The organism is Bacillus sp. FSL K6-0972 (assembly GCF_037976035.1).
Classification (GTDB): Bacteria; Bacillota; Bacilli; order Bacillales; family Bacillaceae; genus Bacillus; species Bacillus haynesii.
In genome coordinates, this window is sequence record NZ_CP150260.1 from 3,577,286 (window position 1) to 3,593,026 (window position 15,741).

At 48.2% G+C, this 15,741-nt stretch carries 13 protein-coding genes; 2 read left to right on the forward strand and 11 right to left on the reverse strand.

Features of this window, described 5'->3' with window-relative positions; all coding sequences use genetic code 11:
• Positions 1 to 55: 55 nt before the first annotated feature.
• Together MKX80_RS18320 and MKX80_RS18325 are read left to right on the forward strand one after the other, a co-directional pair.
• The gene (locus MKX80_RS18320; RefSeq protein WP_154995202.1) at positions 56 to 736 is read left to right on the forward strand and encodes a GntR family transcriptional regulator; all 681 of its coding nucleotides are present in this window, start codon (positions 56 to 58) and stop codon (positions 734 to 736) included.
• 97 nt (positions 737 to 833) lie between these two features.
• Entirely contained in the window at positions 834 to 1,625 is a 792-nt protein-coding gene (locus MKX80_RS18325; protein WP_182070075.1) for an SDR family oxidoreductase, read from the forward strand.
• Between the two features lie 34 nt (positions 1,626 to 1,659).
• Here the strand turns inward: MKX80_RS18325 and MKX80_RS18330 are convergent, their stop codons facing one another.
• From MKX80_RS18330 to MKX80_RS18380, 11 genes are all read right to left on the reverse strand, one after another.
• Entirely contained in the window at positions 1,660 to 2,970 is a 1,311-nt protein-coding gene (locus tag MKX80_RS18330; RefSeq protein ID WP_154995206.1) for a glycoside hydrolase family 28 protein, read from the reverse strand.
• 13 nt (positions 2,971 to 2,983) lie between these two features.
• Positions 2,984 to 4,474 carry an altronate dehydratase family protein gene (locus MKX80_RS18335; RefSeq protein ID WP_154995208.1) on the reverse strand — a complete coding sequence of 497 codons (1,491 nt, stop codon included), beginning with the start codon at positions 4,472 to 4,474 and terminating at the stop codon, positions 2,984 to 2,986.
• Positions 4,474 to 5,937, reverse strand: coding sequence for a tagaturonate reductase (locus tag MKX80_RS18340; protein WP_154995210.1), 1,464 nt, complete (start codon positions 5,935 to 5,937; stop codon positions 4,474 to 4,476). Before MKX80_RS18340 ends, MKX80_RS18335 begins: the two co-directional genes overlap by 1 nt.
• Before the next feature lie 57 nt (positions 5,938 to 5,994).
• Positions 5,995 to 6,993: a LacI family DNA-binding transcriptional regulator gene (locus MKX80_RS18345; protein ID WP_154995212.1), complete on the reverse strand. Its 999-nt coding sequence runs from the start codon at positions 6,991 to 6,993 to the stop codon at positions 5,995 to 5,997.
• Between the two features lie 80 nt (positions 6,994 to 7,073).
• On the reverse strand, positions 7,074 to 8,462 hold the full coding sequence (locus MKX80_RS18350) for a glycoside-pentoside-hexuronide (GPH):cation symporter (RefSeq protein WP_154995214.1): 1,389 nt from the start codon (positions 8,460 to 8,462) through the stop codon (positions 7,074 to 7,076).
• Positions 8,463 to 8,497: 35 nt separating this feature from the next.
• Positions 8,498 to 9,919, reverse strand: a complete 1,422-nt coding sequence (gene uxaC / locus MKX80_RS18355) for a glucuronate isomerase (RefSeq protein WP_182070072.1) — start codon at positions 9,917 to 9,919, stop codon at positions 8,498 to 8,500.
• A 176-nt stretch (positions 9,920 to 10,095) separates the two neighbouring features.
• Positions 10,096 to 11,853, reverse strand: a complete 1,758-nt coding sequence (locus tag MKX80_RS18360; protein WP_154995218.1) for a HAMP domain-containing sensor histidine kinase — start codon at positions 11,851 to 11,853, stop codon at positions 10,096 to 10,098.
• Entirely contained in the window at positions 11,850 to 12,578 is a 729-nt protein-coding gene (locus tag MKX80_RS18365) for a response regulator transcription factor (protein WP_154995220.1), read from the reverse strand. The genes MKX80_RS18360 and MKX80_RS18365 overlap by 4 nt, the downstream gene beginning before the upstream one ends.
• A gap of 172 nt (positions 12,579 to 12,750) precedes the next feature.
• A complete protein-coding gene (locus MKX80_RS18370) occupies positions 12,751 to 13,518 on the reverse strand; it encodes an ABC transporter ATP-binding protein (protein ID WP_216930193.1) in 768 nt (255 codons plus the stop codon).
• A 63-nt stretch (positions 13,519 to 13,581) separates the two neighbouring features.
• Positions 13,582 to 14,595: an iron ABC transporter permease gene (locus MKX80_RS18375; RefSeq protein ID WP_154995222.1), complete on the reverse strand. Its 1,014-nt coding sequence runs from the start codon at positions 14,593 to 14,595 to the stop codon at positions 13,582 to 13,584.
• The gene (locus MKX80_RS18380) at positions 14,595 to 15,659 is read right to left on the reverse strand and encodes an iron ABC transporter permease (RefSeq protein WP_154995224.1); all 1,065 of its coding nucleotides are present in this window, start codon (positions 15,657 to 15,659) and stop codon (positions 14,595 to 14,597) included. The genes MKX80_RS18375 and MKX80_RS18380 overlap by 1 nt, the downstream gene beginning before the upstream one ends.
• Between the last annotated feature and the right edge of the window lie 82 nt (positions 15,660 to 15,741).

A 15,741-nucleotide genomic window follows, 5' to 3' on the forward strand; every position in this document is an offset into this window, starting at 1 on the left:
CGTTGTTTTTTCTAAATCATTTACGATATATTGCATATAGAGAAAGGGTGGTTTTATGCCGATACCGAAAAACTATACGCCTCAGGTCAGACTTTCAGCAAAGGAAAAAGCGTTTCACCAATTGCAGCGCTGGATTGTTGACGGAACCCTTGAACCCGGCGAAAAAGTCACGGACGTCGATCTGGCCGAAGCGCTCGGCGTCAGCCGCACACCGGTCAGAGAAGCGCTTCAGCTCTTGGAATCGCAGGGCTTTGTAGAAATGAAGCCGGGAAAAGAAACAAAGATCACGCTCATTCATCCCGATGATGCGCTGGCCGTCTATCCCCCGCTCGCACACCTTCAGGCTCTGGCGGCGGAACTGGCCGCGCCGCTTTTGACCGAAGAAGAGATTGCCGAGCTGAAAAAACTCGCGGCTCAATACGAAGCCGCGTTTAAGGAGGAGCGGAATCACGATGCTGCTGAACTCGACGAACAGTTCCACCATTTGATTACAGAAGCGGCTAAAAACCCGTATGTTCTTCAATTTTCCGCCGTGCTGCAGCTTCATGTCAGACGGATGAAGTATGTGTTTTTCAATCGGCCGGCTGCTCCGAAAATGCAGTCCGCCGCCGAGCATTGGGAAATCATCGCCGCTTTTGAAAAAAACGATTCGAAATTGGCGGCTGAAGTGATGAAAAGGAATTGGCTCCGTCCGATGGAAGATATTCATAAAGTTTTAAAAGGCAGGGAACAATAAAGCGCCAAGCACGATTTTCGACCGCGGTATCCAGCTGCGATATACTGTTTATTAGATGTTTTTTTCATCTTAACTCTGAAACAAGGATTGATGGCATATGGATTTAAAGCTGAAAAACAAACTCGTGCTCGTAACAGGTTCTACTGCTGGTATTGGAAAAGCAACGGCGGAAGCCTTTTTGGCGGAAGGCGCCGAGGTCATCGTAAACGGACGGACAGAAGAAAAGGTCCAGTCGGTCGTTGATGAGCTTTCCCGGCACGGAAATGTTCACGGAATTGCCGCTGATTTATCCGATCCTGAAGAAAGCAGGGCACTGGTCGAAAAAACCGCTGAAATCGGGGAGCTTGATGTCCTCGTCAATAATATGGGCTTCTTTGAAGTGAAGGATTTTACAGAGGTGACAGACGAAGAGTGGCTCAACTATTTTGAAGTAAACGTTCTAAGCGCTGTTAGGCTTTGCCGCGCGTTTTTGCCAGCCATGCTGAAGCGGAATAAGGGGAGGATTCTCAATTTGGCAAGCGAAGCCGGCATCAAACCGCTTCCCCACATGATCCCTTATTCGATGACAAAAACCGCTCTGATCAGTTTATCAAGAGGTTTGGCCGAAATGACGAGAGGGACAAATGTGACGGTCAACTCCGTCCTTCCGGGACCTACCTGGACGGAAGGCGTCGCCAATTATATGGAGGGAGCCGCAGCTCAGGAGAAAACCGATTTAGACACTTTTGTCAAAGATTATTTCAAAGTGAATGAGCCGACTTCTTTGATTCAGCGCTATGCAAAACCGGAAGAAGTGGCGAGTACGATCGTCTATCTCGCTTCCGAAAAAGCTGCGGCCATCAACGGTTCCGCTCAAAGAGTGGAAGGCGGAATTATCCGCTCCATTTAACAAAACCCTCTGCCGATCGGCAGAGGATTTTTGTTTATGATTCGTGTGAGTCATAGCGTTTTCCGTTAATATACAGATTCGAAAAAACAGGGTCTTTCACATGTTTCAGTTCCATCGGAACATCGACGCCGTCGATCTCGGAATCAGCCACTTTCAGTCCGGTGACCGGAGAATGGTCGTATGCCAGCACCCTGATCCCATATTGTCCGCCCTTGCTTTTCAGCTGCTTAACATCAACGGTGCGGACGACTGGCTTGAAATCTCCGGCATCTCCTTCTTCGTATTCCATATCGATGGCGATCACTTCACGCTTCAAGCTTTTGACCGTATTTTTGTGAAAGTAGATGTTTTCAAGAACGCCGCCGCGCACTGAATTTGTTTTAATGCGGAGGGCTCGGTCCAAGTTCGGGCTGTCCATAAGGTTGCCCTCTGCGATGACGTTCTTCACGCCGCCGGAAATTTCGCTTCCGATCGTGACCCCTCCGTGCCCGTCTTTCATTTCGTTATGTTCAATGACGATGTTTTCTGACGGAATGTTGATCCTTCGGCCATCGGCATTTCTTCCCGATTTGACGGCGATGCAGTCGTCTCCATTATCAAAATGGCAGCCCTTGATCACCACGTTTTTACACGATTCCGGGTTGACTCCGTCGGTATTCGGGCCGTGTCCGATGACCTTGATGCCGTCCACTGTCACATTCTCGCAAAGCACAGGATGAACTTGCCACATCGGCGAATTCAGCACGGTGACACCTTGAATCAATATATGTTTGCAGCGATACGGCTGAATGAAATTCGGCCGCAAATAATGCCCTTTTCCAAACTGCCGCTCAGTGACTGGGACACCGCGCTCAGCCATTTCAAACAAAGCATTCCGGTCTTTTTCCTGTGAAGGCTGGCCGTTCGTTCCCCTTTTCCACGGCCACCAATGGTCGTCATCTCCTTGGCCGTCAAGCGTGCCCTTTCCGGTTATCGCAATATTTTCAGCTTCATAAGCGTAAATGAGCGGTGAATAATTATAGAGCTCGACTCCTTCAAACCTCGTCAGCACAACGGGGAGATAATCTTCAGGGTTCTGACTGAATTTGATCACCGCTCCTTGTGCAATATGAAGCTCCACATTGCTTTTCAGTCTGAGCGCACCGGAAATAAACACGCCTTCACGAACCGCTACTCTTCCACCGCCGGCTTGGTGGGCTTGATCAATCGCCTTCTGTATCGCTTCCGTCGAATCGTTTTTTCCGCTTTCGTCAGCCCCGAACGCTGTAACATCAAATGAGCGATTAGGAAATACCGGAACCTTCAGCTTCTTTAGAATCTCGTCTTTTATTTTCTGCAGACTCACGTTACCTCCCCCTTTACAATGTGACGCCTGTTTTAAATATCGCAAGCTCCCTGAAATCGTTTATCTCATTGTTCAGCTGCCTGCCGCCCGCGACTTCGATCAAATATGCTGTCAGCTCCTTCAAAACGTCATCTTCTGATCGGTCTTCGAGCACCCTTCCCGCATTAAAATCGATCCAATGGCGCTTCGCCTCATAAATCGCTGTATTTGTCGAAATTTTCATCGTCGGCACAAAGGTGCCAAAAGGTGTGCCCCGACCTGTCGTAAATAGAACGATTTGACACCCTGCAGCAGCCAGTGCGGATGAAGCAACAAGGTCATTTCCCGGAGCACTCAGCAGGTTCAGCCCTTTCTTTTTCAAAACATCCCCGTATTCAAGGACATCCGTCACCTTTGAGGTGCCGGCTTTTTGTGTACAGCCGAGCGATTTATCCTCCAATGTCGTAATGCCGCCCGCTTTGTTGCCCGGAGACGGGTTTTCATAGACGGGCTGCTTGTGATCGATAAAGTATTGTTTAAAATCGTTGATTAAGCGGACGATTTTATGAAACACTTCCTCATTTTCAGCTCGTTCCATCAAAAGCGTTTCCGCCCCAAACATTTCAGGCACTTCTGTCAAAACCGCCGTTCCCCCTTGGGCGATCAGAAAATCGGAGAGCCGGCCGAGCAGCGGATTCGCGGTAATGCCGGAAAATCCATCAGATCCGCCACACTTCAAACCGATTGTCAGTTCAGAAAGCGGAACATCTTCCCGCCGGTCACCTTTTGCATGCTCATAAATTTCTTTCAACAGTTTGACGCCTTCCGTGACTTCGTCTGATACCTCTTGGGAAAGCAGAAACTTGACCCGGCTGTGATCGTAATCGCCGAGCGCTTCGCGGAATTCGTGAATGCTGTTGTTTTCACAGCCGAGTCCCAGCACAAGGACACCGCCTGCATTCGGGTGTTTGACGGCATTCGCCAAAATCGTTCTCGTGTTGATATGATCGTCGCCAAGCTGTGAACAGCCGTACTGATGCTTTAATACGTGAACGCTTTCAAAAGGGGCGATGGAGCCGACCTCAGCCTTAAATTCTTTGATGATCAGCTCTGCAATGCCATTTACACAGCCGACGGTCGGCACGATCCATAGCTCGTTTCTAATCCCCGTTTTTCCGTTTTTTCGTTTAAAGCCTTTAAATGTGAGCGGTTCTTTTTGATAGCGGTTTTCCGTAAACTTCGGCTTGTAGCTGTACTCTTCGACACCGCCCAAATTCGTTTTCACATTTTTCGTGTGCACCCACTCTCCCGTCTGAATCATTTCAGTGGCGTGCCCGATCGGAAAGCCGTATTTGATGACGTCTTCATTTTCAACGATGTCTTTTAAAGCAAACTTATGGCCTTTCAAAATCGGTTCCTTGATCACGATGGTCCGTTCTCCGACAGAGATCGTTTCACCGGTCTGCAATTCTCTTAACGCAATGCCGACATTATCTTGAGGATTGATCATCAAGCAGTCTTTCATCACATGTCCCCCAGCTCAGCCATTTGGCTGTTCATCATTTTTTTCAGTGCCTTCCTCATTCCCGTTTGTTTCATGTCCCTTAAATATTCAGCCGTCTTGTCCGTCAATCCGGGCATGTCGTTCAGGTTTTGCCCCCACACTTTTTCAAACCCGAGAACATGGAATGCGATGTTCGAAACGTCTGTCTCTTCTGTCCAGAGCCGTTTGAGGAAAGCCAGCACCTCATCGTCGTCAGACAGCGGTATGGCCTCATCTTCCCGTCTTCCTTGATAAAAATAAATTAAAGCGCTTAAAGCAAATACGGTTCGAGCCGGAAGTTTGCCTGTTCGTTCCGCATATTCCATTAAGACGGGCAAATTTCTGACTTTGAATTTTGCAAAGGAATTTAAGGAAATATCGATAAGCTTGTGACGGATAAACGGGTTTTTAAAGCGGTCGAGAATCTCTTCCACATAGGCGTCAAGCTCACTGCCGGGCATATCGATCGTCTCGAGTACCTCCCGCTGGATCAGCTCTTTCACAAATGATCCGATAAGCTCGTCTTCAGCTGCTTCACGAACCGTCTCAAGACCTGCTAAATAAGCGACCGGCGTCATCGCGGTATGGGCGCCGTTTAAGATTCTCACTTTTCTCACCCTGTACGGCGTCACATCTTTGACAAACTCGACATTCAGGCCCGCCTCATGAAGCGGGAGCTCGTCTCGCAGCCATTTCGGCCCTTCAATCACGAACAAATGATACGGCTCCGCCGTCACCATCAAGGAATCGTGATAGCCGGCCGCCTCTTCAAGCCGGTGTGCGTTTTCTTTCGGGAAGCCCGGTACGATCCTGTCCACAAGCGTATTGCAAAACACGTTTGCCTCTTCAAGCCAATCGATGAACCCTTGTTCAAGCGCCCACGCGTTTGTATAGCGCAGCACAATGTCTTTCAGTTTTTTCCCGTTATCTTCAAGCAGCTCACACGGGAGGATCACCAGCCCTTTTTCCCTGCTTCCCTGAAAAGTCAGGTATCGTCTGTATAACAGTGCAGTCAGCTTCCCTGGATAGCTTTTCTGCGGACGATCGGACAGCCGGTCTTCCTCGATATAAATGATGCCGGCCTCTGTCGTATTTGAAAATACAAACCGCAAATCCGGCAGATCGGCCAGCTCTATAAATTCATTATAGTGCTCATAGCTGCTAACGACTCTGCTGATTGATGTAATGACAGCAGAATCGCGAACCTCCCGCCCTTCCCGGAAACCTTCAAGATAAAGCGTGTAAAGTCCATCCTGTTCTTGAAAGGCCGTTACAGAACCGCGGCGCGGAGGCACAACGACGGCGCTGCCGTTAAAATCGGTTTCTTCATTCAATCTATGAATCTGCCAGTCAATAAACCCCCTCATAAAGTTTCCTTCCCCGATTTGCAAAATCCTTTCGGGGCGGCTCGGCTTAGACCTTATCCGTTTGGACAGCCTCTCCATTTCAATCCCTCCTCATTTTTGCACACGTTCACATTTTGCAGCGCATCAAAAATGATGCTATAGATGTTTAACTGAATTGCGAATGATCAGCTCCGTGCTGATCAGCGTCTGCCTGCCTTCTGCCTGCGGGTTTTCGATCAGTGACAACAGGCTGTCCGCACCAAGCATGCTGATTTTTTCCGTCGGCTTTTTTACCGTCGTCAATGACGGTGTCGTATACGCCGAAAATCCGCTATCGTCAAAGCCGATAATCGACATATCGTCAGGACAGCGTTTCCCGTTTGCATAAAGGGCGTTCATCGCGCCGATCGCCATATCATCGTTGGCGCAAAACAGGGCTGTCGGAGGGTTCTTCAGCTTTAGCAGCGTTTCAGCCGCGCGAAAACCGCTTTGCATCGTATAATCGCCTTGAACGAGGTATTCGCCGGGCATGTCAAGGTTAGAGTCGCGAAGCGCGCGAAGAAATCCTCCTTTCCTTTCTTGAGAGGATTTAAAACCTTCTTTCCCCTGCACCATGGCGATCCGTCTGTGGCCGTTTTTAATCAAGTATGAAGCAGCGAGGAAAGCGCCCTCGTGTTCATTCGCCAAAATATTGACGACGGAGTGCCCTTCGATTTTTCTGTTCAGCACGACGACCGGAATATTCTGTTTGAGGACATGCTCAATAAAAGCCTGATCCTGTTCGCTTTGGCTGATTAAAATCATGCCGTCATAGCGGTTGCGGTGAATGGATGACAAATCATGATAATCGTCGATCCCTCTGACAACCATATTATAGTTTTCATCGATCACCTTGTTGACGCCGCGCAGGATGTCTGCAAAGAAACTGGAAGACGTCCCGTCTGTCAGGCTTGTTAAAAACAGGCCGATCGTAAAAGACTTTTGCGTGACAAGGCTTTTCGCATTAAAATTCGGTTTATAATTCATTTCGGCTGCGATGTCGAGTATTTTCTTTTTCGTGTTCTCTTTTATTAGCGGACTGTTGTTCAGCGCTCTGGATACTGTGGTGTGCGATACATTCGCCAGCCTGGCGATATCTTTAATCGTTACTGACATTGTTTTTTTACCCGCCTTTTCCTGCTGTTGTTACCATCAGTTTACCATATCAAAAGCGCTTTTTAGAAAGTGAAATTCCGCTATGATCTCGCTTCGATTTCCGCGATCATTTCGGCGTGCTTCTGGTCTGTCAAACGGTACAGATAGCCGAGAACGAGAATGGCCGCCGTCAGCGCCGCTGCCGGATACAAAAGGAGAATCGCTTTAATGCCGAGCAGCGTCCCCGCTTTTTGGGCCGCATTCGGCACATAGCCGATGATGCTGAGACCGATCCCTGACAGGAAGCCGGAGAGCGACTGAGCCAGCTTTCTCGAGAAGTTAAACAGCGAATATACCGTTCCTTCTTTCCGTTCCCCTGTTCTCCACTCGCCGTAATCGATCGCATCTGATACGAATGCCCAGGTGATTCCGTTCGGAATGCTGATGCCGATAAAGGCGATGCTTGCGAGAATCGTAAAAACAAAGACATTGCCCGGCACGAAAAAATTAATCAGATCAGCACAGACGGAAACCGCGAGCCCCAAAATGGCGGTATGCTTTTTCCCGAACAGCTTCACGAGCTTCGGCAGCATGATGACGCCGATAAAGGATGAGCCGATGATGATAAAATTCATGTAAGCCATCAGTTCGGCGTTGCCGAGGTTATACTGCGCGAAGTAAATCAGCATCGCGGATTTAAGGTTATAGGCTGAAATCGTGAAAATTGTCATGAATATAAGCGTAAGGAGCGGTTTGTTCGTAAAAAACGTCTTTGATATCGCTTTGAATGTCACTTTTTCCTGTTTGTACTTCTCATCTTTTACGACAATCCGTTCCTGACAGTTCCTGTAGCAAATGTAGAAAAACAACACACCTAGAAAAGACATCAGTCCCATGACGACCGGATAAGCAACCGCAGGGTTGTCAAACCTGACAATCATCGGGATGACAACGATGCTCGTCACAAACAGGGCGCCCAGTGAGCCGGCCTGTCGAAAGGAAGCAAGTGAAGTTCGTTCCACCGAGTTTTGCGTCATGGCCGCCCCGAGCGAGCCGTAAGGGATGTTGACAAAGGAATAGCCGAGACCCCAAAGCATGTATGACGCATAAGCGTATATGAGTTTGCCCGTCGGTGACAGATTCGGCGAAATGAAGGTCAATATCGTCAAAATCGCGAGCACAAAGCTTCCGTATAGCAGATACGGCCTGAATTTACCTTTCGGGCCGATATTCTTCCTGTAGTCGATCGATGTTCCCACAATCGGATCGACAAAAGCGGCAAAAAGTTTGCTCACAAGAAAAATGCCTCCGGCTGCCGCCGCCGGAATGCCGGCAACATCCGTAAAAAACTTCAGAAGATAGAGCTGTCCAAGGTCAAACATAAATCCGTTCCCAAAATCTCCAAAACCGTAAGAAACCTTTTCTTTTAAACTTAATTTCTCTTGAGTGACGGCGACTGTTTCGGTTTGTTTGTTCGTCGATATTTCCATGAAAAAGCAGCTCCTCTGCTAGCCATTTTGTGATTCTAAGCTTTCAAACGATCTTTCACTTCAAACTGGAAATAGTGTTTTGCATTTTCGTAGCAGATCCCTTTGACGATCCGGCCCAGCAGCTCGATATCATCCGGTGCTTCGCCGTTTTCAACCCATGTGCCGATGACATCGCAGAGCAGGCGCCTGAAATATTCGTGTCTTGTGTAGGAAAGAAAGCTGCGCGAATCAGTCAGCATACCGATAAAACGGCTCAATAGTCCGATGTTGGCGAGCGATTTCATCTGTTCGAGCATGCCGTCTTTCGTATCGTTGAACCACCAGGCGGTACCGTGCTGGATTTTCCCCGGTATCCGGCCGTCCTGGAAGCTTCCGCAAAGGCTTGAAATCACGACATTGTCTCGCGGATTTAAAGAATACAAGATCGTTTTTGGCAGCGCATCTTTTCGGTCAAGAGAATCGAGGAAGCTGCACAAAGGCTTTGCGATGTCCTGATCATTAATCGCATCATATCCCGTATCAGGCCCGAGCTTCCGGTACATTTTGCTGCTGTTGTTGCGGAGGGCGTTAATGTGGAGCTGCATCGCCCAGCCCTTCTCTGCATAGCATGTTCCCAAAAAGTTCAGGGTAAAGGATTTGAATTTGCACTCTTCCTCAGGCGAGGCGCTTTCCCCGTTCATCACCTTTGCAAAAATCGGGTGCACTTCGCTTTCATCTGTTTCCGTGTACATCATTTGATTAATGGCATGATCCGATATCCGTCCGCCTGCTTCATGGAAAAAGTCAATTCTGTTTTTAAGCGCTTTCAAAAAATCGTCATAATTTGCTATCTTCATGCCGCTTGCTGTTTCAAGCTTGCTCACCCAGGAGGCAAAGCCTTCTTGATTGATTTCCAGCGCCTTGTCTGGCCTAAATCCGGGTAAAACGCTTACATTAAAGCCTTCATCTTTCAACTTTACATGATATTCAAGACTGTCTGCCGGGTCATCTGTCGTGACAACCGTTTCAACGTTTGATTTTTCGATTAAGTCTCTGGCGCCGAATCCTTCTCCGGCCAGCTGTTCGTTAACCCGTTCCCAAATATGCGGCGCGCTCTTTTCATCAAGCCGTTCATCGATGCCGAAAAACCTACTCAGCTCCAAATGGGTCCAATGATAGAGCGGGTTTCCAATCGTCATCGGAACCGTTCTTGCCCAGGCGCTGAATTTCTCTTCATCTGACGCATCTCCTGTAATAAACTCTTCGGATATTCCATTGGCCCGCATTGCTCTCCATTTGTAATGATCGCCGTACAACCATGCTTCGGTCAGGTTTTTAAACGTTTTGTTTTCGTAAATCTCCTTCGGACTCAAGTGGCAGTGGTAGTCGATGATCGGCATCCCTTTTGCATAATGGTGGTACAACACTTTCGACGTTTCATTCGTTAAAAGAAAATCGTCATTCAAAAACGGCTTCACAGAATCTCCACCTTTCTTTTTTTATAAATGTGAACGTTAACAATTTTGTTTGCAATATAATGTGAACGTTAACATTTAATCTTATTTTATACTAACCGCGCCTTCTTTTCCATTATTTTCTCAACATAAAAGAAGCCTAAAGGCAACTGCCTTCGGCTTCTTCTTTTTCTTACCGCTTATTTGGCGGCTTTAGGGTTTTTCTTAAATTCCATCGTAATTTCCGTCCCGCGGCCTGTCCGGCTGTCAACTGCGATGCAGCCGTCGTGCAGATGGACAAGTTCCAAAGAAATGGCAAGGCCGAGACCGCTTCCTTCTGTCGCATCTTTTGTATGCGTTCCCCTGTAGTAGCGGTTAAATAAATTTGAGACGGTTTCAGAGTCCATGCCTCTTCCGTTGTCTTGAATTTTAAGAATAATATATTGCTTGGATTCTTCAAGGATCACCTTGATGTCAGTGCCTTTTTTGTTATGCTTGACGGCGTTGGCGAGGAGGTTTTCCAAGACTCTTCTGAACCAGCCTCTGTCTATCGCAAACTCGGTATCTTCTTCTTTGTATTCAAAAGACACGTTGTACCCTTCCGAAAACGAATGGCGCTTAAACTCTTCAACGAAGCTCCTTAAAAATGGCACAAGCCTCACTGTCTGGCGTTTAATCGGCAAGGCGTCATTTTTCAGCCTGTACGTTAAGTTCAAGTCTTCGATTAGCTGTGACATGTAGTCCGACTTTTCTTTCATCGCCTGGCCGATTTCGCGGATTTCTTCTTTTGACCACTCATAGTTTGGAGACTCCAGCATCATACTGTAGCCGTAAATCGTGCTAAGCGGCGTTTTTAAATCATGGGAGAGCCCTGCGATCCATTCCTCCCGGGTCGTTTGGATTTTCTTGCGGTTTTGCTCGTCTTTTTTCAGCGTTTCCGTCAGCTGCTCCATCGATTCAAACACTTCTGTGAACAGTCGATACGGCTGTTTTCGCTTTCCTTTTTTGTTCCGGCTTTGCGGGCGGCCTTTCCGGTTTCTCGGTTCTTCAAATCGCCCTTTTGAAAGGTTGACGATCCATTTAATCGTATGGATGATCGGCATGCCAAATCTGAAAGAATACCAAATGGTCATGGAAGACATCAATACGATCAGAACGCCGATCACGAGCAGCACGATTTTTAAAGCGAGTCCGATCATCGTCCTGTTGAACTCATGATCCGGATTAAAAATCGGGTTCGGCGTAGCGGCGATCAGCCATTCTGTCGCACTTAAGCGCCTGTATGAAAACTCGTGCTCGTAGTTCCATGGCTTTGATCCGTATTTTAAAAGCTCCAGCTCATTGATTCCCTGGCTGTAGTCAATATCCTGATAGATCGAGTCCAGCATTTTCCCTTTCTCGCTGAACAGATAGACGGACCCTTTGTTTTTCTTAATGAAATCAAGCGTGCTTTTTTTATAGGAAGAAAGGTCCGCCATATCCTTTTCTTCTTTATCCAAATAGGACAGGATCGTATCGCTTTTCGATTCCCAGCCGAATAAAATCACGTAGTCTTCATCATTGAAATTGGCAGACCAGAAGTTGACTTGATATTTTTTGATTCTTTTTTTGTCAAAAACTGATACCAGGTCTTCCCTGTGGTACTGCCTCTGAATTTCCGAAGGAAGACGGTAGGAATAAACGGTTTTCTCTTTGCCGTCTAATATTTGAAGCCATCCTCCCTGTTTGTCGATAGCCGATTTCAAGATATCTTCAATCTGCCAATTGTTATTGTCGTCTACGCTGACCCAGCTTTCAAACGTGTCTGATGTGGCTTTTGCCAAGCCTGTATCCGCTTCGCTCTCGCTTAACCGGAGAGCGAAAAAGATGAAGGATAGCAGCAGAGTGGCGAGGACAAGACCGAGAATCAGGAAAATCTGGCTGACAAAATGGAGAACGAGCTTACCCCTGAGCTTCATCCTTCGCTCTCTTTTCTTCCAGGATTGGGAACGAACTTATATCCAAGACCGCGAATCGTGACGATATATTCGGGACTGCTCGGGTCTTTTTCGATTTTCTCCCTTAGCTTTCTGATATGTACCATGACGGTGTTGCTGTCTCCGTAGGATGGAACGCCCCACACTTTTTCATAAATTTGGTCCTTGGAAAGCACCCTGTTCGGATGATCGCAAAAATATTGGAGAAGCTGGAGCAGCTGCGCCGAGCAGCTGACCGTTTCTCCGTCCACGATCAGCTCCGCAAAGTCGGGGTGAAATGTAAAGCGTTCATATTCGTAGGCTGAAGATATCGAAGCAGCTGCGACTTCCTTATGTATATACGTTCTTTTTAAATGCGCTTTAATCCTGGCGATTAATTCCAGAGGATTAAAAGGTTTTGTAATATAATCATCGGCCCCGTAGGCAAAACCTGACAGTTTGTCGAGGTCGGATGTCTTCGCCGTTAAAAAGAAGATCGGGGCGTTGGTGTGCCGCCTGATTTCAGGGGATACATCAAATCCTGTCTGTCCCGGCATCATGACATCGAGAAGTATTAAGTGTACGGTGTCCTTTTTCACGATGTCGAGCGCTTCTTCTGCGCTGCTCGCGGTCAGAACTTCTGAAAATCCTTCCTTCGTGAGGACGCGCTTGACCATTTGAACAATGGCGTCTTCGTCATCCACAATCAAAATTGTCGCATTTTCCAAAATCCTTCTTTCCTTTCTGTCTATATCATGTTTTGATATCCTCATCTTACCATCTATTATATCTTTATCGGCACCCGTTTTCTGATTTTAAAGTAAAAATAAACTTTTTTAGAAATGATTTTTTACTTTACGAAATCATGGAATAAAAAAACAGACATCTGTCCGATGCCTGTCATCCGGTTGCCAGCCTCTGATCCTCTTCTTTTTTCAATAGATCGTAAGTCAGACACACCGGCTTTCCCGTGCGCGGGTCTAAAATAATTTCAGCATCAATCTGAAACACCTTTTTTAATACTTCTGATGTCATGACTTCATGAGGAGCGCCCTCTTTGACAATCGCACCGCGGTTCAGCGCCACCATATGATGGGCAAAGCGGGCGGCATGGTTGAGGTCGTGAATAACCATCAAAATCGTTCGGCCTTCTTCTTTGTTGAGCTTTTCCAGCAGTTGCAGAATTTCAAGCTGGTGCGCCAAGTCCAAATAGGTTGTCGGTTCGTCAAGCAGCAAGAGCTCCGTTTCCTGGGCAAGAGCCATCGCAATCCAGACGCGTTGGCGCTGTCCCCCAGAAAGGGCTTCGATCGGCCGGTCATAAAAAGGCAGCATTCCTGTCACTTCGAGAGACCATTCAACCATGCGGCGGTCATCGGCCGAGAGCCTGCCCATTCCCTTTTGATGAGGAAAACGGCCGTAAGAAACGAGCTCATATACGGTCAGACCGCCTGGCGCCTCAGGCGTCTGCGGAAGAATCGCCATCTGTTTGGCTATATCCTTCGTCGACATTTGGTGGATCGCTTTGCCGTTTAAATAAACGGCGCCCTTTCTCGAACGCTGTATGCGCGCCATCGTTTTTAATATCGTTGATTTGCCGCACCCGTTCGGACCGATCATGGTCGTCACTTTTCCTTTTGGTATGTGGAGGTTTAGGTTTTCGACAATCATCTGTTCGCCGTAGCCGATCCCCAGGTTGTTTGTTGAAAGAGACACCTTGCACCCTTCCCTTCTTTAATTTGTTTTCATGAGCAAATAGATAAAGTACGGCGCGCCTAAAGCGGCAATGACAAGCCCTACGGGAATTTCCGAAGGCGCCAGTATCATTCTTCCGATTAAGTCCGCCAGTAAAAAGAGCAATGCTCCGGTCAACGCGGAAGCCGGGATTAAAAGCTGATGCTTTGGCCCGACAAGTCTTCTGGCAATATGCGGAGCCACGAGACCGAGAAACGTAATATTTCCTCCAGCCGCTACACACGCGCCGCTCAGCGCGGCTGCTGACAGAAGCAGTGTGCGCCGCTCCTTTTCAACTGCCGTTCCGAGCCCTGTTGCGAGCTGATCACCGAGATTCAGCACGTTTAAATAGCGCGCTTTATAGAGGATAAAAGGAATCAGCACGACGATCCATGGCAGCACGGCCGAGACAAAGCTCCAGTTTGAACTCCATATATTTCCTGACAGCCAAACAGCCGCCTGCATAAAGTCATTCGGGTCCATTTTAAGCTGCAGCATTAAGATGGCCGCCGAAAACGCCGCATTCACTCCGATGCCGACCAGAACGAGGCGAATGGGATTCAAGCCTTTTTTCCACGCCAGCAAATAGATGGAAACGACTGCAAAACAGGCTCCCAAAAACGCGAAAATCGGCAGGGAAAAAACGAATCCTTTTTGCAGGTTGCCAACGTCTCCCTGAAAATAGAAGATGAACAGCACAACGGCAAAACCTGCTCCCGTATTGATGCCCAATATCCCCGGATCGGCCAGATCATTCCGGGATATCCCCTGCCAGACAGCTCCGGAGACAGCAACCCCCGCACCGATCAGCATGGCGAGGACCATGCGCGGCAAACGGAATTCAAATAATACAAGTTCATCCTGCGGCGTTCCGAAGCCGAACAGTGTTTTCAATGTATCAAGCGGTGCGATGCGGATTTCTCCCATGTTCATGCTTAATAAAAACACGGCGACCGTCAGCACGGCCATGACGAGCATCACCGCAGCCGCCCGTCTGTTGTTTTTCCTGAGCATTACAGTCCACTCCTTTCCCTGCGGGCCAGATAGAGAAAGAATGGTACGCCGACAAGCGCCGTTACTGCTCCGACAGGTGTTTCAAACGGCGGGTTGACCAGCCTTGCCGCAATATCCGCATAGATCAGAAGAACTGCGCCAAGCACCGCTGAGCATGGAATGATCCAGCGATAATCAACCCCGACCAGAAAGCGGGTAATATGCGGAATGATCAATCCGATAAAACCAATCGCCCCGGCAACGGATACAGCAGCACCCGTCAGCAGAACAACCGACACGATGCCGATCGCTTTAACCGTCTTCGTATATTGACCGAGCCCTTTCGCCAGCTCCTCTCCCAGACTCAGAACCGTAATGGAGCGTGCGATGACAAAAACGACAGCCAAACCGAGCGCTGCCGCCGGAATCAACAACTGAATGCTGAGCCATTTCGTGCCGGCGACACCTCCGGCATACCAAAAACTGACGTCGCGCGCCACATCAAAATGGATCGCGATGCCCGTAGAAAGAGCGCTCAGGAACGTGCCGACAGCCGTACCGGCCAAAGCCAGCTTTACAGGCGTAAGACCGCCTTTTGAAAACATTCCGATCGCAAAAACGAGCCCCGCTCCAAGACCTGCACCAGCAAATGACCAGATCATCAGCCCGACCGATGTGGTTCCTGGAAAAAAAGCAAACGCGACAGCAATTGCGAAAGCTGACCCGTGCGTGACGCTCATAATTTCCGGCGATGCGAGAGGATTTCTCGTCATCCCCTGCATCACCGCACCGGAAACCGCCAGGCAGGCGCCCACAAGAGCCGCACTTACCGTTCTTGGCAGTCTTAGTTCCTGAATAATTTGATGGGCCGTATTTTTCGCATCAAAATGAAAAATAGCGTCCCATACCGTTCCAAGCTTTATATCAGCCGCACCGAGCGCAATCGATAATGCGGCGCCAAAAAGGAGCAGCATGATTCCGCCGGTCAGGACAAAAACAGCTCCGAGCGGACGGCTGATCGGTCTCTGTTCTTCATCAGGGCCATCCGCGCTGTTGATATGATGTATGTTTTTGTAAGAGCTCACTCGATGCCATTCCTTTCGATCTTTTTAACCGATAACGATTATCATTTTCATGTATAGTATAACAGGCCTAAGCAAAAATTTT